Here is a 21,804-nt window from a genome sequence, read left to right as displayed (position 1 = left end):
GTCAAGTATTCTTCTTTGTTCAAACCATTTAGCTGTTGTTTGATACAAAAATACATTTTTTCACCTCCCATCCATCCCCCACAAAATATTTTTGAAAATTCACAATTATATTATACATAATTTTTTAAGATTTACACTATATAAAAGAAAAAGATGGTCTTTTTTTCATTGCGACCATCTATTTATTTTTGCGTACCTCTGAATCTTTTACATCAGGGTCAAACGTATTTGTTACACTGCAAAATGTATTTGTCTGCAAAAAATCGCCTGTATTTGCTCCCCCCGCTCCTGAGTTCGTTTTCGCTGTACTTTTTGGAGCGATTTGCAGCACATCTCCCATATTTACTGTCCCGTTTCCGCTTACACTCGTCACTTTAACTCCCCCGATAATCGTCGCCGGCATATCCATTCTCCTTTTTATATTTTTATATATCATATGACAAAAAAATCGATTCGTCTGGACATCCATCGTGCGTTTAACTGTTTTGTCGCTTTTTCATACACTAACAGTAAGCATATAAAATAAGGAGGTAGAGCGCATGCCATCCTTTATTGGCGGCCCAATTAAAATTACTCACGTTAGTGGTGACGGAACGGTTAATTTTGGGGATGTATTACAAATCGCGCCAAAAAGTACACTTAAATCAAATACTGGCTCTGGCGGCAGCAATAATGGTGATTTTCTACAAACAAATACGTTCGCCAGCTTTACAAATACCGGCGATTCGGATGTTGCTGATTCCAATACTGTCGCAAATAAATAAACGCTCACCTTTTTGTCGCCATGCCCATACATTATCATAAGAACAAGAGAAAGGTGCATGCGTTATGCCAGCATTTGTCGGAGTTGTTAAGTTAAACAGTATCGGAAGCAGCGGCGTGTTTCACATTGGAGACGTGTTTGCGATTTCGCCACACAGTGTTGCCAAAACATTTGCCGGTGCCGGTTCATTTAATACAGGAGATGGCTTGCATATTTATAACTATTACAGCAATACGAATATAAACGATGCGGACATCGCGGATGAAAATGTAGCAGCTAACGCCTAAAAGGGGGAGAACCAATGAATTTTTATATTAGCCAAAGTATATGCATTTATCAATTGAAAATAGGTTCTGTTATGAACTCATCCGTACTGCAAATCGGCAGCGCTGGCAGCATCCAAGCGCTTTCTACACTAACAAACACAGGAGGATTCACGAAGCCTGCTCCACACGCTACCGCCATCGTTCCATTGGCAGGAGGAGCATCTAGCAGTCCTCTAGTCCCGCTTCATTCAGCAACTCGCTAAAAAAGCATGAAAATAGTGATGACAACAAAAGGCCGTCCATATATTGAAGTAAGAAGGGACTTTGGAGAGGATGATTTCAACATTATGTTCCTATATGACTATTTTGCGAAACTGCGGCGCTACTTGTCATGGCAAACAAAAAAAATACAATCGTTAGAACAGCGGCTTCTCCTCCTTGAAAAACAGCTAATAGAACTTCAACAACAACCGCGTACAACCATTGAACGAATCGAATATAAATTTGACCAATTAAAAGTAGAAACATTGGAAGGGACATTAAATATTGGCATTACTCCCAACGGTGTTGGCAACACTATCGAAGATTTTGCCGTTCAACCTGAAAAAACAATAGTTCCAAAGCCGGAACCAGTCTTATTCCGCACCATTCAAGAAAAAGTTCATGCTTATTTAGAAAAGGAAGCAAAGGAAACGTTAAAGAAATTGGAAGAACAATATGCACTTCGTCTTGATGACACGTATCGACATTTTATTTTGCAAGACATCGCTCGACAAGTGGACGAACGAATCCATTTTTATTTACAGCAAAAAATGAATAACGGATACGTCCCTGCATCGGACAATGATAAATCGGTCGAAAACGAAATTTTTCAAAAAGTAAAGATGGATATTGAACAATCGCTTGACCTTTTTCTAAAACATTTACCAAAACAAGGGGGAGAACAATGAACTATACAGTGATTAACCGCGATATCCATGTTGGCGATATTCACTTAACAGCTATAACAAGCTCCGCCATTTTTTTAGTTGGAGATGCAGATGTTATTAATCTCGCTTCCACTTTCGACACACCGCCGGAATCGTTAATTATCGGTCCATTCGTCCCACTCGCTCCAAGAGGAGAATAATCATGAAACGAACATCGATGGTAGAATATTTTCATGGAGAAACAGTTGTTTATAGTTCTGTTTTACAAATCGGTGATTCACGGGAAATTACTTCGCGTTCTCGCGTTTTAGCGGTTCAACGACAATATGAATTATTTTTCGGGGGCGAAGGAGAAGAAATTTTTCCTATCTTTACAAGACCAATTCCCAAATTGCAGCCAAACAGCAATGATATTTTCATTCAAACCCTTCATCAATCTCCCGTTATTTCCGTTCGCTCCATTCGTATGTTAGCGGTTTCCACTTCTTCCGTTGTTCATATTGGATCGACTTCTACTGTTGATGCGGAAGCAAGAATTAAACATATTCGTCAGCTTGCTCCGGATTCTTCATTGCCTTCTATGACAAATACAGAAACCACTTCATCAATAACAAAGGATGAGAAATAATGCCTTCTGTCGTCGGACCCATTAAAATTAATACTGTCAGCAGTGGAGCAGTTGTGCAAATGGGGGATTGTCTTTATATCGCTCCAAAAGTAGCCACAAAAACAATGGCTGGTTCAGGAGGATTTAATACTGGGGATTTTATCATTACAAACAACGGCATCAGTTTAACAAACACGTTTGACTCCGATACGTTTGACAGCAATGTTGCTGCAAACAATTAGCAAAGCCGCCACTCCTTTTCAGGAAATGGCTGCTTTGCATTTTTATTAGTAAAAGTTACATGACTTCTAATCTAACTCTTGTTCCTCGCCCAGACGGTTCCGCCGGCTCAACAATAAGCCGCTTCGGCAGGCGGGAGCGAATTTCTTGCACATGACTGATTACCCCGACAGAAAGCCGCTGCGAATGAAGCTTTTCCAGTGCAGAAATAACCGTATCAAGAAGTTCCGCATCAAGCGTGCCAAACCCTTCGTCCAAGAAGAAAAACTGGAGCGGATATTCCCCACGCAATTGAATTTGTGCTGATAACGCCAATGCGAGCGATAATGATGTTAAAAACGTTTCTCCTCCTGATAATGTTGTCACTGGACGCTTTACCCCGCCATTGGCATCATCGCGAATGAGAAACCCTCCTTGTGAGTCGACTTCCAATGAATAGCGCTGTCTTGTCAACGAACTTAATCGCTCGGAAGCCATTCTTGTCACTTGAATGAGTTGTTCTTCCGCCATAAATTCGACAAAGCTGTTTCCCTTTAAAATCGACTGCAAATGTTTATAACGATCCATAAGAGCGGCTAACTCTTGTTGTTTTTTCTCTAATTCCGTAAACCGTTTATGTTTTTCCGTTAATTCTTCCACTTTGTTTTGCGCGGCACCCACTTGCTGCATGGCTTCATCTACTTGTTGTTTTATTTGTTCATATACAGTCTGCAATTGTTCCCATTGTTGTTGATCAATCATTTCCCCACCGATCGCTTCGGTCAGCTGCTGAAGACGATGCTGGGCATGTTGCACTTTCTGCCAATAATGTTTGATTTGCTGTTCCCACTCGAGGCGTAATTCTTCTGCCGCCTTTGCTTCTTTCACTTCGTTTTCATCGGCAAATGTTGTTTTTTTCAATTCATTAAGCCAACGCAATTTCGCTTCTTCGTACCGTTCTTTTCCTTCTTCCAACGACTGCTGTATCGCTTTTGCTTCCGTTTCTAAAGCTTGGTATTGTTTTTGTGCCTGCAGCCATCTTTGATATGCTTCTTCTTCTTCTTTTTTTAAGTAAAGCAGCTGTTTTTCCACTTGAAGAAGTTGCTCTTCTACTTGCTTTCCACCTGCTTTTTCCATTAACTGCTGTTTATAGTCATCTGCCAGTTGTTGTTTAGCCTTCCACAAGGAAACAAGGCGGACTTTTTCCGTTTCCAGCTCTCGCTGCTGTTGGGCTAATCGCTCTTTTTCATTTAATTTAGTTTCAAGAAACGGAATGCTGTCATCGATTCGTTTTTGCAATTTCCGAACGATTTCTTCATGTTTTCGCATTTGGTTGCGGAGCGCTTCGATCGTATCAAAAGAAAAATCGGTATATTTTTCACGCCAGCTTGCTTCTAATTGATTGTATTCATTGAAACGATATTCCCGCTCCGTTTGTAATTCTTGTACATCTTTTTCTAGCAATCTTAATTCTTGCTCGATGGCTTGCTGTGACGATTCGGCATCACGCCACTTTTGCAGCGCCTGCTGAAGGGCTTCTTTTAATTGCAAACAATCTTGTTGAAGTGCTTTCACTTCCACGGCAATATCGATATCTTCTTCAACCTTTAATTTACTTACGTCGAATCGTTGGAACGTCCACTCATTTCCAATAAATTGCGCCAATTGTTCAAGCTGTGCTTTTAATGTGTGCAACACTTGCATATAAGTTTGTCCTTGTTTTACCTGCTGTTCCAATATAGCGATTTTCCCGCTGCTAACGTTATTGTGCTCATATACATACGGATTCGGATGTTCGCATGACCCGCAGACAGGACATGGTTCTCCTTGGCGAAGTTGTCTAGCAAGAATTGCTGCCATCTCTGCAGTTTTCGCCTGCTCCGCTTTTTCGCGTTCTTGCTCGAGCTGTTGTTCATACCGATACAACCGTTTTTCTAACTGCCATTGTCTCTCACAGACAGAATGATAGACTTTCTCTATTTTTTGGAACAAAACGTGCAATTTTTCTTTTGCCGTCTCTGCGCGTTGTCTTCTTTTTTCTCGTTCCTTATTGGCCTGCTGTTGCGCTTTTTGTTTTTGTGCCAGCCGTTGTTGAATATCTTGAAGCGCATCTGTTATTCTTTCAATTTGCTGTTTTTCATCGTATGCTCGCTCAACCACTTCCTTTTGCTCTATAGAAGCTGCATATTTTTGCAGCTCTGCCTTTAACATTTGTTGTTTTTCCAGCCCGCGTTCATACAACTTTGCTGCTTCCTGCCATTCGACAAGCTTTTTCCGTTCTTCTTCTTCTAGCAAATGAATTTGTTTCCTCATTTCGTTTAATTCTGTTTCTAACGCATGGATTTGAGCCGCTAACTGTTTTGCCTGGGTGAGCTGTTCTTTTTTTGCTAATAAATGAGGTTCGGAAGCGGCCTTTTCTTGCCGAATACGTTCATAACGATGCATCGCTTTTTCATAAAGTTCTTTAGCTTGTACGAGTTTTTTCTGTAATTCCTTTTGTTTCTCCTCTGCATTGATCACAAACCGGCGCGCTTCTTCATACTGTTCGAGATATGGCCACATTCGTTCCGCTTGTTCCGCGCGTTCTTTTCTATTCTCTAATAAGCGAATATGTGATTCTTCACTGGCAAGGCGCGCTAGTTCGGCTTCAAGTTCTTCTTTTTCCCTTTGCCATGCCCATAACTGTTTCGTTCGTTCCATCGTTACTTCCATATCATGTAATTCTGCTTTTCGCTTTTGCAGTAAATCCCAAAGTGTCTCTAACTCTTGTTTCGCGCGTTCAAGCGCTTCTTCCGATGCATCTCCTAAACCTGTCTTCTCAGCGATCACTTCATTTAATTCATTAGAAATGGCAGCGAGTTTTTCTTTCAATTTTTTATTTAACTTGTCTCCATATGGTTCCAAATGAAAAAGGCGCTGTAGCATCTGCCGTCGTTCGGCGCCTTTCAATGATAAAAATTCGGCGAATTTCCCTTGCGGCAGCACGACGGCGCGCGTAAAATCTTTCATCGTTAAACCAAGCAATTGCTCTATCGCTTTATTGACTTCCGTCAACTTATCCGCCAACACAACGGTTTCTGCGCCAACTTCGATAAGCCGGCATATTCCGCTTTTTAACCGCCATTCATCGCTACGTTTAAAGCTGCGCTCTACCGTATATCGCTTCGTGCATGTGGCATTTTCTAATTCAAACGTAAAAGAAACGAACAGTTCATTTTCCGCATGATTCATAATTCCTTGCGTATGGTTTGGCGCACGTTCCACACTGCCAAATAACGCAAGTGTAATCGCGTCTAAAATCGTCGATTTCCCGCTTCCAGTTGGGCCGAAAATGCCAAAGACGCCACCTTCGCATAATGATTGAAAATCAATCGTTTGTTTCTCGCGAAAACTGTGCAAACCCGCTATCGTTAATGAAATCGGCTTCACTCTTCCGTCTCCCCCTCTTCTTCCTGTTCCGCCACCAGTTCTAAAAATAATCGGACAAGCTCGTCGTCCGCCTTGCCGCCGCCTGTCTGGCGCTCATAAAAACGGCGGAACATTTCTTCTAATGATAATCGCTCTTGCTTCCGATTCTCTATATGCTCTTCTTTTTCTGGAAAGACAGGACGGATATGCACAAAACCAGAATGAAGCTTGCGCAATCGATAAATTTCCTCCATGGATAACGGCTGTGAAAGGTGAATTTCCAAATCAATCCATGCAGATGGATCTTTTCCTTCTTCACACCAGCGATATACTTGGGCAATTCCTTCGGTTGCTTGCCACCTTACTAACGGTTTGCCAGAGGACAACGGTATTTCGGAAACTATCGCTTTTTCCCCTGGTTTTACATCGACAATCGTAACAGATTTAGCGTATCCCGCTTCAGAAAAGCTATATGCAAGCGGTGAACCAGAGTAACGCGCCGCCGTTTCAGCACGTTTTACATCTTGCGGCCGATGCAAATGGCCAAGCGCGACATATTGAGCTTGTTTTGGCAAACTAGTAGCAGCTACTGTGTAAGCACCACCGACTTCAATCGGCCGTTCCGAATCGGATGTACTTCCTCCTGCCACATAAATATGACTCATTGCGATGTTTACCGTCTTTTCCGAAAACGAAGCGGACATCGCTGCAAATAGATGGCGAATGCGCTCGTCGTATCGGTCACGCAAAGAAATTTCGGAATGTTCTTTGGACAGCAATTCTGCTAAACGCGATTCAGAAGGATACGGGAGCGGAGCGAGCATCATCGTTTCATTTCGCGCTGGCACTTCAATGTGATAGACGGTCGTATCCGGCCACCCTAGCAAAAGGATGCCGTAATCGGCTACTAATTTCCTAGCAGCGCTAATCCGCTCCGGATGATCATGGTTACCGGCAATAACAGCAACCGGACGTTTTCCTTTATCTGAAAGGCGGGCAAGACTTTCGTAAAACAATTGTTCAGCTGCTGCCGGCGGATTAACAGAATCAAACACATCTCCCGCCATTAACACGACATCAATTTTTTCTTTTTCCACGATGTCGACAAGCTCATCAATAAATTGTTCCTGTTCCGGCAGACGGCTTCTTCCTTCCAGCGTTCTTCCTAAATGCCAGTCGGCTGTATGTAAAATGCGCATACGCTTTCCGTTCCTTTCTTTCTAGAAAGTATTCGGAAAAGAGGAGATCCTCTTTTCCGTTTCTAGTTTCTATATGGAAATAAGATGTGAGCCATCAAATAAATATAAATAACATTCATCTACATTGATTTTCCAAATTTGTTCTACAGCGCGACGGTATAACTGCATTTGTGTTTTATAGCGGGATATTATCACCTGTTTTGCTTCATGCCAACCTCCTGCGAACCGATTAGTTACGGTGTCTGTTTTAAAGTCGATTAATACAAGTCCTTTTTCGTCAGCAAATAAACAATCAATGACGCCTTGAACAAGAACTTTTCTTTCTTCGCCAACACCGTCTTCATATACTTCTTTTGCCGGCAGCGCCAAGCTAAACGGCACTTCACGATACACTTCGTCTGCGGCACGTAGGCGCTTGCCGATTTCTGTGTCGAAAAACGCAACAACGCTCGAAATATCGATCGCTTCCGCCTGTTCGTGTGTTAGCAGCTCCATTTGAACTAATTTGGCTATTTGTTCACGAACCGTCTCTTCCGTAATTGGTGCTGTCAAATCGACTTGCTGCATCACAATATGCATTGCCGTTCCTTTTTCTGCCGGTGTCAATGTTTTCTCACTCATAAACATTGGACGCTCAAACAGCGGTGTGGAAAATGAATGAAGCGGCATTCGGTCGGCATTTTCCCCAAAAATTTCACGATGTCGTTTTAACTCAGATACCGTTTGCTTCGCACGGACAAGCATTTCTTTTTCATATACGTATTCCCACGAAAGAAGGCGATCAACCTCTTCCTTCCATTCCCCCGCGTTCGGAACACGCTCTCCTCGTTTTAACGCGGTGATTATTTGCTCATCCATCTGCTCGGCTTCTTTATCCACGTCATACAATTGGCTCGCCGGAATGACTTCCATATGCCAAATAGACGGATGGGAAGCGATTTTCTCACATACATAGGACAAATCACCGAAGTTTCGCCCGTCACGATGGCGGATGAGCGCTCTTCCGATCCAATCTAAGTAACAACGCGCAGAAGCACGGACATCATCCGGCAAAAGCCACTCTTCTTCCATCACAGTGCTTTTCCATTTTGCTACTTCTTTTTCCGCATCTTTCACCGCTGCAATTAAATATAGTTTCTCTTTTGCCCTTGTTAACGCAACATATAAAATTCGCATTTCTTCCGCTAAAAAATCGAGCCGTTTCTTCTGTTTTATCGCGATTTGCGGCAATGTCGGATAGCTGATGCGCAGCTTTGGATCTACAAATCTCGCCGCAAACCCGAGTTCTTTATCCAGCAAATACGATTCATATAAGTCTCGCGTATTAAACGGACGCGATAGCCCTGCAATAAAAACGATTGGAAATTCAAGCCCTTTGCTGCTATGAATCGTCATAATGCGAACAACATCTTCTTGTTCGCCAAGAGAGCGGGCCGCACCTAAATCATCTCCGCGATTTTGCAGGCGTTCAATAAACCGTAAAAAGCGAAACAATCCTCGAAATGACGTCGTTTCATATTGCCGAGCTCGGTCATAAAGCGCGCGCAAATTCGCTTGTCGTTGTTTCCCGCCAGGCAAACCACCGACAAAATCGTAAAATTGCGTATCCCGATATAGCTGCCAAATAATATCCGCCAACGAACGCTGACGCGCCATTGTCCGCCAATGTTTTAGCTGTTCGTAAAACAGGCGCAATTTTTGTTGCAACGCTGCTTCTTCTTTGTCATCCACCGTTTTAGTCAAAAATGACACCATTGCCTCATAAAACGTGCCTTTCTTCTCATGAATGCGGATAAGCGCTAATTCATTTTCATTCAAACCGACAATTGGAGAACGCAAAACCGATGCAAGCGGTATGTCTTGATATGGATTATCGATCACTTTTAACAGCGACAGCATGATAGATATTTCTGTCGCTTGGAAATATCCAGAAGATAGATCCGCATACACCGGAATGCCTTGCGCGCGAAATTCTTCCATTATTTGCGGAGCGGCCGTCATGGAACGGAGAAGAATAACGATGTCTCGATACATGGCGCGGCGCATTCGTTTTGCTTTGCGATCGTAAACGTGAAACGGCTCGGAGACGATTTCCTTTATTTTTTTTGCCATCATGCGCGCTTCCAGCTGTGCTGCTGCTAGATCATTCGTGTCAAACTCCCCGGTTTCTTCGTCGTCTTTGCTATTTCGGTCAATAATGATCAATTCCGGCACTGCCTGCTCATTGTCCGGATAGTCAACGGCGCCATATTTTAATTCCGCCGCTTCGTCATATTCCATCTCCCCGACTGTTTCGCTCATAATTTGTTTAAAAATAAAGTTCGTTCCATGCAAAATTTCCGCGCGGCTGCGAAAGTTATTGGATAAGTCAATTTTCATTCCCGATTGCTTACCGTCTGCCGTAAACCGTTTATATTTGCTTAAAAATAACATCGGCTCCGCCAAGCGAAAGCGGTAAATGGATTGTTTTACGTCACCTACCATAAATAAATTTCCGGTATGTTCATTTCCTTTTGTCACAAGCCGCAATATCGCTTCTTGCACCATGTTCGTATCTTGATATTCGTCAACAAGCACTTCAACAAATTGAGCGCGATAATCCAAAGCAGCGTCAGACGGAAGCCATTGTCCGTCAGCTGAATTCGGATGGCGCAAAATTTGCAAACAATAATGCTCCAAATCCGAAAAATCGACGATTCCTTTTTCACGCTTGCGTGCTTGAAACATTTCCGTAAATTGTTTTACTAACCGAACAATCGTTTCAACGACCGGTTTCATCTCCCGCATATGGCGAAGCCATGTAGTCGGGCGGAGAGAAAATACATTGTCCCGTAACGATTCCAATTTCTTTTTCGCTTGATCGCGCAATGATTTTGCTTCTTCCACGAGCTGCGGATCGTATTCGTCGCCGCGGCACGATTTTAAACGCGATAACGACAACGACTTCATCGCTTCATATAGCTCGTCCCATGAGCGGTCTAACAATGCTTCTAAATGGGCGATGAGCTGCAAATCATCGCGATAATTTTCAGCTCGCGGCAACGGCCCTCCAGGCAAATGAGCCAGTTGTAAAGCTCTTGCAATAAGGCGTTTTGCCGCTGCCAATTCCATCTCTACATATTTTCTTAAGTAAGAAATATACGGAAGCTGCGTTAATGGAGTATCCTCGTCTATGTCATACATCGCAACAAGTTGGTCAAGCCATCTATACGTTTCCGGATGCGACCGGGAAAATTCATAGATAGCCAAAATCATTTCTTGCAGTTCAGCGTCGCTCCGGTCCCCTGTATAACGGTCCACCACTTCGAAAAACAGCTCGTTATCGGCTTTTCCGTACTCTTCTTCCAAGAGTTCTTCCATCACTTCTTCTTTCAGCAATTCCATTTCCGTATCATCAGCAATGCGAAATACGGGATCAATATCGATCAAATAGTAATATTTGCGAATAACGTCCAAACAAAAGGAGTGAATTGTTGAAATCGAAGCACGATTCAACAAACTAAGCTGTCTGCGCAAATGGAGCGAGTTTGGCTGTTTATCCAGCTCGCGTTCGATCGCCTCGGCAATTCTCGTTTTCATTTCGGCCGCAGAAGCGTTGGTAAACGTCACAACAAGAAGCCGGTCGACATCAATCGGGTCTTCTTTCGCCGTAATTTTTTGGATAATCCGTTCGACAAGCACCGCTGTTTTCCCTGATCCTGCCGCCGCTGCCACTAAAATGTCTTGGCCATCCGCAACAATAGCCTTCCATTGTTCATCCGTCCACTGACTTTCCTTCGGTTTCGGACGAAAAACGATATTCATTTCAGTCCTTCCCTTCTGAAAATTTTTGAACAATTTCGCGGTTTTCTTCCGGAACTAACAAGCGATAGCGATTATTTGAAAACGATTCATCAAACTGACAAACCGACTTAAATGCACAAAACTCGCAAGGCGTCTGTTCATTTAACTTGTATGGCGAAATGTCGACGATTCCGTCGACGATTTGAATACCAATGGTTTGAAACAGCTGGCGGATATGTTGGCGAAGACGCGAAAAATCTTCTTCACTGACCACCGATGAGCTGGAATGAATAGCGCCTTTTTTCGTAATTTGGGCTGGAACGATTAACGACCATTTTCCTTCCTCCATTTGCGTGTCCATCAAGCGGATTGCTTCCACATCCCCGAGCAAAAGCCCGCGCATTTTAAATTGTTCCAACAGTTTTCGTTCCACTTCTTTTTCATCATAAAGGAGCTGATCGCTTTTAATAATTGGATTGTGCACATGGAAATAAAGAATCCCGGCCGGAAAAGCTTCCTTGCCGACTAGCTGTTCTGCATAAGTGAGCACAATGTCCAAGTAAGTGAGCATTTGCAGCGCAAGGCCGTAATATACTTCCGTTAAATTCAGCGTTTTGGCGCTAGATTTATAGTCAATGACGCGCAATAGCACTCCCCTTGAACTTTCCGCTTTATCAACGCGGTCAATTCGTCCGACAAGCTCCATCACCGTACCGTCCGGAAGCCGGAACGTAAGCGGTGGAAGCACGCCATTTGGTCCAAACTCCAACTCAAGGCCAATCGGCACAAAACTGCTTGCTTTCGCGTGCTCACTTAATACATTCGTTGTCCGCGCAATAACGTTTTGCAGCTTTTGTTTCATATAATAGTAGCGATTGGAACTAAGCAATATTTGCTGCTGAATGAGCGGTGCGATTTGTTCCACCGCTTCCATTGACAGCTGCTCACACTGCTTTTTGGACAAATGGCGCCAATCAATTTTTGCTTCGCGAAGGCGGTCGGAAATAATTTTCAGCGCAGAGTGAAATAGTTGTCCAATGTCAGGAGCATCGAGCCGAAAAACAGCCCGTTCCTTTAACCGTAAGCCATGGGAAACAAAATGGGAAAACGGGCATTTTTGAAATTGCTCCATGCGCGATACGCTCGCCTGAATTTTTTTGCCGTACAATCGCTTGCTAATTTCTTTTTTCAACGGCGTTGCCTCATTCGTATAAAATACCCCTGCAATCGCTTTGCGCGCGTGACTTCTCCATTGTTGATCACTTACGTAAAAGTTATATACATCCCACCAAAGCGGCGCAATCGAGTAATTCCGTTTCCATGCTTGCAGTTGTGTTACAAGATATGTTAACGTCGCACGCGGAACAGTGACAAATTCATGTTGTTCCGCAAACGGCGCATCAAGCGGATCATTTCCGCAGACACGCTTTTGCAAATTCGGGAATAAATCAGTAAGATGCTTAATAATGATCGAAGGAGAGAGCGCTTTTCCTTCTTCATTTGCCAGCGGATAGGTCACATATAGCCGCTCGCTTGGACTCGTTAATGCTAAATAAATGAAAAACGGTTCATAAAATAATTGTTCTCTTCCTCCTGGAGCAACTCTCGTTCCAAACTGCTGTAAAAGTTCCCGTTCCGTTTCCGCCAGCAATCCGTCTTCTTTTGCTTTCGCCGGAATGATACCTTCATTTACGCCAATAATAAACGCGCATTTTACATCAATAAGACGAGAACGGTCTAATTGGGCAATAATCACTTGGTCCATCGCGGGTGGAACAAGCGAAAATTCGAGACGGTCAAGCCCTGTTTCGATGATTTTCGCAAACTCTGCTACCGGTATCGATTCATCTCCTAACATTTCTACATATTGGTTTAATAAATCAATCACCGCATTCCATACTTGCTCATGCTGTCTTGCTTCCATCAACCTGCCTTGTTCTTCCGATTCTTTGCTCATTTTTTCTAGTTTTCTAGGAATTTGCAATTCTTCTAAGAATAAATAAATCGCTTCACAAAGGCTTCTGCCGTCTTTTGCTCTTCGCATTCGGCGCTCTAGCTTAGAGAGCGGAGCTGCAATTATATCACGCCATTCGTTTAACTTTTCTTCGTATTGCTTTTCCTCATCTGTTTGCGGGATGGATAACCCTTCTAATGCCTGGTAGCGGCGGTATGTCCAACGTTCACCATTTGTCCATTTTTCTCCTTTAATTCCGTATGCGAGAACATAATTTTCTAGCTGGTCCATCGCTTCTCGCAACGCAACGATATCTTCTTCCACTGGAAATAATAAATCGGTTTTAATGGCGCGAAATACCGATTCATAACGCCAGCGTGATGTAATAATTTCCATGCTGGCCCGCAGCAATTCAATAAGCGGGTGATGATGCATCGGCTCTTTTTCATCCATAAAATAAGGAATATGAAAATCATAAAAAATGGTTTTCACTAAATCGCGATAATCTTCCGTATTGCGAACAATCAAAGCAATATCACGATAACGATATCCTTTGTCACGCACAAGATGAACGATTTCTCGAGCAATCGCTTCGATTTCCGCGCGGCGGTTTGCCGCTTCATACACATTAACCGCCTCTGTCTCTTCTGAATAGACAACCGCGGGGCGCTCATGATAATACGCTTCAAGATGAGCAAGCGCTTTTTCTTGATGGCGCATATTTCTATCTAAAATCATGGTTTCTTCGATGGCAACATCATTTAAGAGCGCCATTTGGCGAATATCATGATAAGTTTTTGCCGTTAAATAAAATAAATGCAATTCATTTGGCAATCGGTCATCGTAAGGCGCATCTACTGTTAATGCCACAGTAACACGCTTACAATGAATAAGCAGCTGTTCAAGCACCATATACTCCTGTGGTGTAAATTGGTGAAACCCATCAATATAAATTTCTGCATTACGCAAATAGCGGGATTGCGGGATTTTTTCGGAAAGCAACCGCAAATAATCCTCCGAATCTATGTAATGGTTCAATAAACTTCTCTCTAGTTCCTCATAAATGATGGATATATCGTTTAATTTATCGGCTAACACCTTTTCAGCCGGCTTTTTTCTTTGTTCCGTCAGCGCTTTTACATGTTCACGAAGATGCTGTGGGGTAACACAATAACGTTTACATTCTGTAATCATGTCGTGAAGCTGTTTGATAAAGCCTGTTTTATCAACGGCGCGGCCAAATAATTTCAATTGCTGTTTCTTTTGTTCGACAATTTTTCGAATCATCATCTGCATTCCAATATCATTCACATGGTATCGACTCATTCCGCCAGTTTCCTGCAAAATACGCCATGCTAACCGTGTAAAGCTAAAAACTTGCGCCCGGATCATTCCGCCTAATCCTGGTGTATGTATTAACGCATATTCTGATTGAAACGTCATTTGCTCTGGAACAAGATAAATAATCGGATTCCCTTTTGGCTCTTCTTTTAATTTACGACGAATTTCATTTAAGCACGTTGTTGTTTTTCCACTTCCCGATCTTCCTAAAAGAAATCGAAGCGACATCGATATCACCTTCATTTTCTATTATTTCCTTCATTTTAGCACATATGTTCGTATTCTGGAAGAAAAAATAGTATTCACGAGCTATACCGCATCGATGAATACCTTTTACGCGAACTACCCGCCACTTCACTTCGTTTGAACTCAAGCGATTGAAGTTTTCGCCAAGCGATAAACTAAAAAACCGTTTTACACTTCCCCTCGTTCCAAAGGCGTCCGTTCTTCTATCATTTTATAGCCATGCGTTTACTGCCGCAAATAGAAATTCATTTCCACTCCAAACAAAATTTTTAAACTATATCAAAATCGGACAGAAAATTGTTGAACAGGCCAATAGCGCAAATCAACTTTTCCTACTACTTGACTTATTTTCACGAATCCGAAATGCCGGCTGTCCCAGCTGCTTAACCGGTTATCGCCAAGGACAAAAATATATCCTTCCGGCACTCTCTTTTTCCCTGTAAGTTCTTCCAGCGTAAAATCTCCCGTCAACTTTCCGCCAATCAATTTTTGTTTATACGGTTGTAAATACGGTTCATTGGTTTTTTTTCCGTTAATATATAGCACATCATTTTTATATTCAATTTGATCACCAGGCAGTCCGATCACACGTTTTACGTAATCTTCCTTTTCGTTCGCATGAAAGACGACAACATCAAACCGATGAATATCGCCAATTTGATAACTTAGTTTATTTACAATCAACAAATTTCCTTCTTGCAATGTCGGCATCATCGATTTCCCCTCCACCATATAGTTGGTGAAGCAAAGAAACCGTAATACCAAAATAAAAGTGAGTGCACCTCCGAAAAGAAATGACCTGCGCCACCGCCGTCTCTTCTCCCCCATGTTCCAATCGCCACCTGCCATTATCCATCTCCCTCATTATACCGTTTTTCAGTTATCGAAAACTTCGCTTCCACTTTCTTTCCAGCATACCATAACATTGCGATAACAACCGCTATCGCGACTGTACGCAACGGCTGTTTCACAAGCGCGGCAATATCATATCCAATAAAACTAATTGTAAAAATCATTACCATCTTTCCCAATAATACGGCTAAAATAAATTGCTGCTGGCTTATCCGCGACAACCCTGCAACAACATTGACGACCGCTGATGGAGTAAACGGAAAACAATATATTAAAAACACTGGGCCAAAACCATGACGCTCAATCCAGTGCATAAACTGCCTGACTTTTCGATGGCGGCTTACAAAACGAAAAAAACGCTTTTGTCCAATTTTTCGTGTAAGCCAAAAAACGAGAATGGAACCGAGACAGGCGCCGATCCACGAAATAAGGAAACCTTTCCACAAACCAAATGCTGCCGCATTTGCCATAACGAAAACAAACATTGGTAAAACAGGAAAAAACGATTCCAACAACGTTGCTGCAATTCCTGGGAACACTCCAAAGGAGCGATACTGCTCCAGCATGGATAGTGCGTTGTCAAGGGTAAACCATTGTTTGATTGCTTCGATGTCCATTTATACTCCCCATTCATATTATGCTATATATTTTATTTTACACACTTCTAAGGGGAATTTGAACTAATCTTTATGGATATGAATGATCAAAACAATGGAAATTAAATAGTAATAATAGTAATGAAAAAATAACAGCTGCAAGAGCCGTTTTTCTCCCACTTACTTGCGATGAAGAAAATCCGCTGAAGTGGGAGATTTTTCGGCTTTTTAAAAAACTATTGCTGCAACCACCCTTTAGAATGATTCATCCGAAACACATACTGCAGTTTACGTTCTCTTGCTTCCATTCGCTCTGTTAGTTTTGTTCTGAGCTGTGCCGTACGATAAAGTTGATTGACAAAAGAGTGGTAGGAAACATCAAGTAAAATACTTTTTTCGTTGGTAAAATAGACGATTGTTTGATCATTTTTTGTGGGCTCATATTTATATACGTGAATGTGTGATAGCCAAACACAGCGGGGATCACTAGGGGAAATCGTTGGGAAAACGTAAATTTCGTTGAGCGGTTCGATTGCGATCGGCGCTTTATGCGTAATGCCGATGACAGCTCGGGTGCCTTCTTTTCTGCCTCGAAAACTAGAACCATAATAGTCGCAGCTGCGTTTAATAATATCAATTGGCCTCATTTTAACAATATACTCGCCATCTTCTTCCACAACTTTTGCGTAGAAATTACCATGTAAGTGATGCGGTAAAACCGCCATGGTATAGCGGCTAATAATAAATTTATTCAGGATGATAAACTCATTTACTTTCATTACAAATTTCTCTCCTCTCTTATACATTGTACCTAATTCCATCATATCATTAATAGTTATATTTTTCTATATTTTCAAAAAAATAATGAACAATTTTTATGATGAAAATCACGTTAAATAATAAATCCCATGACCAAAGTCATGGGAGAAAGGTGTTTTTAGAATGGCTAATCTCTCGCGAACTCTTCCACTTATTAATGGAATGAAAGCGGAAGAGGTTCATGAATTATGAAATGTTTGCCGAATTTCTTCTTCCGCTAAATATTCATTTGCTTGTTCAATAGCTGTATGCTCGCCAATCGAACCTCCAGCATATGTTTCCTCATTCAAAAATGCCTGCTGAAAATGAAAATCTGTACTTATGCGAAACTCTGGATGCAACGTTGGCTCAAATGGCATTTCTCTTTTTTCATTTTCCTTTTGCATATGATAATCGCCTCCCATGTTTAGGATGTGTTAGTATTTCCAAATTATACAAAACTAGAAGGCATGTTGTTATTTTGTAATATTTCATTGGGAAGGCAACCATAAAAAGCGATCATATGATCCTCTAGCATATTTTTACAGGAATATGTATACTTTCTTGTCTAATTTTATCATTTCTATATATCATCTCGATAACAAAAGGGCACGCTTATGTCAAGCATGCCCTTGTTTCTTCTATATGAAATCCCCCATTTTTCCCTTATGCTGTCGTAAATTGTTCTTCTTCTGTCGAACCTTTCAACGCAACTGTCGATGATTGACCGCCGGAAATCACTTGCGCTACTTCGTCGAAGTAACCAGTACCCACTTCGCGTTGATGTCTTGTTGCCGTGTAGCCATATTTTTCTGCGGCAAATTCTGCTTGTTGCAATTCTGCATATGCCGCCATGCCGCGCTCTTTGTATCCGCGTGCCAATTCGAACATGCTGTAGTTTAATGTATGGAAACCAGCGAGTGTAACGAATTGGAATTTGTAGCCCATTTTTGCGAGTTCTTTTTGGAAGTTTGCAATCGTTTCGTCATCCAATTTTTTCTTCCAGTTAAATGATGGCGAGCAGTTGTAAGCGAGCATTTTGCCTGGGAATTTTTCATGAATCGCTTCTGCGAAACGACGCGCTTCTTCTAAGTTTGGCTCGCTTGTTTCGCACCAGATTAAATCCGCATACGGCGCATACGCTAAGCCGCGAGCAATCGCTTGGTCAAGCCCTGCTCTCGTGCGGTAAAATCCTTCCGGTGTCCGTTCACCAGTAATAAATTCTTGGTCACGAGGGTCGATATCGCTCGTAATTAAATCCGCCGCATTCGCATCTGTACGTGCAATCAACACAGTCGGTACACCCATGACATCTGCTGCAAGACGTGCCGCAATTAGGTTACGTACCGCTGTTTGCGTTGGAAGCAACACTTTTCCGCCTAAGTGACCGCATTTTTTCTCCGAAGAAAGCTGGTCTTCGAAGTGAACACCTGCTGCACCTGCTTCAATCATCGCTTTCATCAATTCAAACACATTTAATTGACCACCAAAACCTGCTTCTGCGTCCGCAACAATCGGTACGAAATAATCGATATCTCCGCTTTGTTCCAAATATTGAATTTGATCGGCACGTTGCAATGCTTGATTAATCCGTTTCACCACATGAGGTACGCTATTGGACGGATATAAGCTTTGGTCTGGATACATTTGCCCTGCAAGGTTTGCATCTGCCGCTACTTGCCATCCGCTTAAATAAATTGCTTTTAAACCGGCTTTCACTTGCTGAACTGCTTGGTTTCCAGTTAACGCCCCAAGAGCATTGATGTAATCTTCCGTATTTAACAATTTCCAAAGTTTCTCTGCTCCGCGACGAGCTAATGTATATTCAATATCAATCGAGCCGCGCAATTTAATGACATCTTCTGCGCTATAAGGACGAACAATCCCTTTCCAACGCTCTTCATTTTTCCAACTTTCTTCCAATTGTTTTACGCGTTCTTCAAAACTAGCCATTTCTCTTCCCCCATCTCTATTGTTATAATACATTATCGTTTTGTACGTTGTTATTATATAACAGAATCACAAAAAAGAAAACAGTTTTTTTGAAATTTTTTAAAAAGAATTTCAAAAAGGAAATCTTTTTTGCTTTGTCACTGTTTTTTCCGTAAACCGGCTGAATGAACATAAAAAAATCATAAATGGCACGCATAACACCCACGCATACAGCCACCAGCGCCTTTCAAAGCGGCGAAGGAGCCAATACAATACTGTTGCAATCAACATAAACAGCACCGTATCAACAAAAAAATTGGTCAACTCATCCTTCAACCAACTTGATACCGATTGCGTGCTAATGCCATATGCGCGGGAAAGATGATAGCCGACAAAATTTAGAGGAAGCGAAAATGCCGCCACAATGAGGGATAACCAAAATACATATAGGACGGATCGAAGCGTAAACCACTTTGTTGCTCGCTCCACCCACGTTTGCAACGCTTTAGCAACACCGAGCGCCAAGAGACAAAAATAAATTAGCCATTCGTACGGAACGGCGAGAAAAAATAAAAGATCCTTCCACCTCGAATATTCTTCGCTTAACATTTGCTCTCTTGATGTTAAAAATGTCGACGGATCGGCGCTCGTTCCTTTCCACTCTGGCGGAATCGATGTATCAGCAACAAATAAATACCATGCCATTCCTATTCCATACAGCACATAAATGAAGAGTATCCAACGAACGACTTTTTCATTACTTGCAACCTCCTTTTTAGCAACCAACACTGCTATTTTTAGTGTAATCAACTTCGCCATAATTAGAACGCCAAAGAACTGTCACAAATATCATCCGTATAAATGACTATTTTCCTGTATGATAAACATAGGAGAGTGATAATGGTGAAAAAATTGTATTTATCGCTAACCATCTTGTTTATTCTTTGTGTTGGTGCCGGAGCATTTTATTTCACCGTATATCGGCAGGCAAAGATGGAACTGCCTAGCGATGTTGTAATGGAAACAGCATGGGGGGATGAATATCGTTTTAGTGATATGAAACCGAAAGTTCGCTTGCTTGAATTTATGTATACAAATTGCCCGGACGTTTGTCCGAATACGACATTTCAAATGACAAAATTACGCGCAAAACTAGAAAAAGAGCACGTGTTTGGGAAAAATGTCGAGTTTATTACGATTACCATCGATCCGAAGCGGGATACTCCGGAAAAGCTGCAAGCATATGCGAAATCGTACGGAGTCACCAACGGCAATGAAGGCTGGCTGTTTTTGCGGGGAAATGAAGCAGATACAAAAAAAGTCGCCGATGCTTTTGATTTCCAATATCGCGACCCTGGAAACGGCATGCTTGTCCATACGACGTTAACCTACTTATTAGATGAAAACGGGCGCGTTATTGAACAATTTGGCATGGGAAAAGAACGATTTAACGTACAGGAAGTTTATGAGACGATTATGGACGAAATAAAATAAAACAAGGATCATCCTAGTAAAAAGCTTCAGTCTTGTGATGAGCTGAAGCTTTTTATTTTATATATCAAACTGTTCACAAGACGATTGCTTGTTTCCTGCGCTCTCTGCTTTTATCAACATATGAGTGTCAACCGAAGCACTCTTATTCTGTTGCCGCCACTCCCACTCCATCTGCCTTTCCATTTTAGCAATAAAAAAGGTAAGCACATATTAGGAACAGAAATATGTTTGGCTTACCTTTTTACTGCGTTTATCATTCTATTGACCATTTATGCAAGCAGCGCATAAACGCTCAACACCGCCACAGATACGAGAACGACAATGATAACGTTCGCGCCGAGCCATGCCGCCACAAATGCGCTTATAAAGCCAAGAATGCCAAACCAAATATCTTCATGGATGAAAAAGATTCCTGGAACGATAAGCGCACCTAACGTCGCATACGGAACGTTTTTCAAGACACCTTGCCAAAACAGCGGCAGCTTGACGCGCTGAAACACGACAAGCGGAAGCATACGCGGAATATATGTCACAAGCCCCATACCGATAATCATCCAAACGATCGCGCTATTCATCTTGTTCCGCCTCACTTTCTTTCGCGAAACATTGCACGGCAATTGCTGCCGCTAATGTCGCAATCACAATTGACCACCCTTTGGAAATATGCAAGAGAAGCATGCATAGCGAATTGATGACTGCTGCCATTCCCGCAAGCAAAATGATTTTTCGCTGCTTTTTCAACGCTGGAACGAGCAAACCGATAAACATCGCATATAGAGCGACCGACATGCTTTTTTGCAAGCTTTGCGGCAAGCTGTCGCCGACAAGATAACCGATGCCCGAATTCACCACCCAGCTGCCGTATGACATCAAAATAAGTCCAAACATATAAGAGGCGGTCACGGTCCCTTCTTTCATCGCCGCCACGGAAAACGTTTCGTCCGTAATGCCAAATGCATAGAGCGCCTTTTTCCAAAGAACGTCCGGTTCCGCTTTTTCATTTAACGAAGCCGACATAAGAAAATGGCGAATGTTTAAAATAAACGTTGTCAACACAATTTCAAACATTCCCGTGCCAATGGAAAGCAAGTTTAACGCAATGTACTGGGAAGCTCCAGCAAACACAATAACGCTCATCAGCACCGTTTCCGCGGGCGTTAATCCCGTTGTTTTCGCGAGAAACCCAAACATCAGCGCAATCGGCATATAGCCAATCGCAATCGTCACCCCTGCTTGCACGCCTTGGCGAAACGGCGATGATTTTCCCGCTGCCAATGTCGTTTCCACGATGAATCCCCCGTTTCTGTCTAGCTTTACGTAATATTATCTAAAAATTGTTTATTTTTTGCAATAATCAGTTCATCATGATTCGACGGGGATATATTAGAACTGCGATCTCTCCTTCACAGATTCCCAA

The 21,804-nt window shown here is 42.3% G+C and carries 21 protein-coding genes; 8 read left to right on the top strand and 13 right to left on the bottom strand.

All coding sequences use genetic code 11. The features are described 5' to 3' along the window. Positions 1-178: 178 nt before the first annotated feature. On the bottom strand, positions 179-403 hold the full coding sequence (locus DCC82_RS05805; RefSeq protein ID WP_062677224.1) for a spore germination protein: 225 nt from the start codon (positions 401-403) through the stop codon (positions 179-181). A gap of 136 nt (positions 404-539) precedes the next feature. Between DCC82_RS05805 and DCC82_RS05800 the strand changes: the two genes are divergently transcribed. From DCC82_RS05800 to DCC82_RS05770, 7 genes are all read left to right on the top strand, one after another. Then, positions 540-764, top strand: coding sequence for a spore germination protein (locus tag DCC82_RS05800; protein ID WP_097354185.1), 225 nt, complete (start codon positions 540-542; stop codon positions 762-764). Positions 765-828: 64 nt separating this feature from the next. Continuing rightward, positions 829-1,050 carry a spore germination protein gene (locus DCC82_RS05795; RefSeq protein ID WP_097354184.1) on the top strand — a complete coding sequence of 74 codons (222 nt, stop codon included), beginning with the start codon at positions 829-831 and terminating at the stop codon, positions 1,048-1,050. A 14-nt stretch (positions 1,051-1,064) separates the two neighbouring features. Further along, positions 1,065-1,292, top strand: coding sequence for a spore germination protein GerPB (locus tag DCC82_RS05790; RefSeq protein WP_012749373.1), 228 nt, complete (start codon positions 1,065-1,067; stop codon positions 1,290-1,292). Between the two features lie 84 nt (positions 1,293-1,376). After that, the gene (gene gerPC / locus DCC82_RS05785; RefSeq protein ID WP_041269825.1) at positions 1,377-1,979 is read left to right on the top strand and encodes a spore germination protein GerPC; all 603 of its coding nucleotides are present in this window, start codon (positions 1,377-1,379) and stop codon (positions 1,977-1,979) included. Further along, positions 1,976-2,158: a hypothetical protein gene (locus tag DCC82_RS05780; protein ID WP_012749371.1), complete on the top strand. Its 183-nt coding sequence runs from the start codon at positions 1,976-1,978 to the stop codon at positions 2,156-2,158. Before gerPC ends, DCC82_RS05780 begins: the two co-directional genes overlap by 4 nt. Before the next feature lie 2 nt (positions 2,159-2,160). Beyond that, positions 2,161-2,586, top strand: coding sequence for a spore germination protein GerPE (locus tag DCC82_RS05775; protein WP_062677222.1), 426 nt, complete (start codon positions 2,161-2,163; stop codon positions 2,584-2,586). Next, positions 2,586-2,807 carry a spore germination protein gene (locus DCC82_RS05770; protein WP_012749369.1) on the top strand — a complete coding sequence of 74 codons (222 nt, stop codon included), beginning with the start codon at positions 2,586-2,588 and terminating at the stop codon, positions 2,805-2,807. Before DCC82_RS05775 ends, DCC82_RS05770 begins: the two co-directional genes overlap by 1 nt. A 55-nt stretch (positions 2,808-2,862) precedes the next feature. Here the strand turns inward: DCC82_RS05770 and DCC82_RS05765 are convergent, their stop codons facing one another. The 10 genes from DCC82_RS05765 to DCC82_RS05720 form a co-directional block, all read right to left on the bottom strand. Continuing rightward, positions 2,863-6,213, bottom strand: a complete 3,351-nt coding sequence (locus DCC82_RS05765; RefSeq protein WP_097354183.1) for an AAA family ATPase — start codon at positions 6,211-6,213, stop codon at positions 2,863-2,865. Continuing rightward, on the bottom strand, positions 6,210-7,391 hold the full coding sequence (locus DCC82_RS05760; RefSeq protein WP_097354182.1) for an exonuclease SbcCD subunit D: 1,182 nt from the start codon (positions 7,389-7,391) through the stop codon (positions 6,210-6,212). The genes DCC82_RS05765 and DCC82_RS05760 overlap by 4 nt, the downstream gene beginning before the upstream one ends. A gap of 69 nt (positions 7,392-7,460) precedes the next feature. Next, positions 7,461-11,195, bottom strand: coding sequence for a helicase-exonuclease AddAB subunit AddA (gene addA / locus DCC82_RS05755; RefSeq protein WP_097354181.1), 3,735 nt, complete (start codon positions 11,193-11,195; stop codon positions 7,461-7,463). Position 11,196: 1 nt separating this feature from the next. Further along, positions 11,197-14,697 (bottom strand): helicase-exonuclease AddAB subunit AddB, encoded by a 3,501-nt coding sequence (gene addB, locus DCC82_RS05750; RefSeq protein WP_286170429.1) that lies wholly within the window; start codon positions 14,695-14,697, stop codon positions 11,197-11,199. A gap of 297 nt (positions 14,698-14,994) precedes the next feature. Further along, a complete protein-coding gene (lepB, locus tag DCC82_RS05745) occupies positions 14,995-15,543 on the bottom strand; it encodes a signal peptidase I (protein WP_041269824.1) in 549 nt (182 codons plus the stop codon). Between the two features lie 20 nt (positions 15,544-15,563). Beyond that, complete coding sequence (locus DCC82_RS05740) at positions 15,564-16,184, bottom strand: TVP38/TMEM64 family protein (RefSeq protein WP_012749363.1); 621 nt, start codon at positions 16,182-16,184, stop codon at positions 15,564-15,566. A gap of 215 nt (positions 16,185-16,399) precedes the next feature. Next, positions 16,400-16,942, bottom strand: a complete 543-nt coding sequence (locus DCC82_RS05735; RefSeq protein ID WP_108430278.1) for a competence protein ComK — start codon at positions 16,940-16,942, stop codon at positions 16,400-16,402. A 219-nt stretch (positions 16,943-17,161) separates the two neighbouring features. Next, positions 17,162-17,368, bottom strand: coding sequence for a hypothetical protein (locus DCC82_RS05730; RefSeq protein WP_012749361.1), 207 nt, complete (start codon positions 17,366-17,368; stop codon positions 17,162-17,164). A 259-nt stretch (positions 17,369-17,627) separates the two neighbouring features. Continuing rightward, positions 17,628-18,914: an isocitrate lyase gene (gene aceA / locus DCC82_RS05725; protein WP_012749360.1), complete on the bottom strand. Its 1,287-nt coding sequence runs from the start codon at positions 18,912-18,914 to the stop codon at positions 17,628-17,630. Positions 18,915-19,025: 111 nt separating this feature from the next. Continuing rightward, positions 19,026-19,712, bottom strand: a complete 687-nt coding sequence (locus DCC82_RS05720; protein ID WP_012749359.1) for a M48 family metalloprotease — start codon at positions 19,710-19,712, stop codon at positions 19,026-19,028. Positions 19,713-19,796: 84 nt separating this feature from the next. On the opposite strand from DCC82_RS05720, the gene DCC82_RS05715 reads away from it, so the two are divergent. Beyond that, complete coding sequence (locus DCC82_RS05715; protein ID WP_041269821.1) at positions 19,797-20,387, top strand: SCO family protein; 591 nt, start codon at positions 19,797-19,799, stop codon at positions 20,385-20,387. A 269-nt stretch (positions 20,388-20,656) separates the two neighbouring features. On the opposite strand, the gene DCC82_RS05710 is transcribed toward DCC82_RS05715, so the two are convergent. Then, a complete protein-coding gene (locus DCC82_RS05710; RefSeq protein ID WP_062753883.1) occupies positions 20,657-20,962 on the bottom strand; it encodes an AzlD domain-containing protein in 306 nt (101 codons plus the stop codon). Then, positions 20,955-21,674: an AzlC family ABC transporter permease gene (locus DCC82_RS05705; protein ID WP_012749356.1), complete on the bottom strand. Its 720-nt coding sequence runs from the start codon at positions 21,672-21,674 to the stop codon at positions 20,955-20,957. The genes DCC82_RS05710 and DCC82_RS05705 overlap by 8 nt, the downstream gene beginning before the upstream one ends. Between the last annotated feature and the right edge of the window lie 130 nt (positions 21,675-21,804).

It is taken from the genome of Geobacillus sp. LYN3 (genome assembly GCF_003064505.1).
GTDB lineage: Bacteria > Bacillota > Bacilli > Bacillales > Anoxybacillaceae > Parageobacillus_B > Parageobacillus_B toebii.
This window is presented reverse-complemented; position numbering and strand designations above follow the sequence as displayed.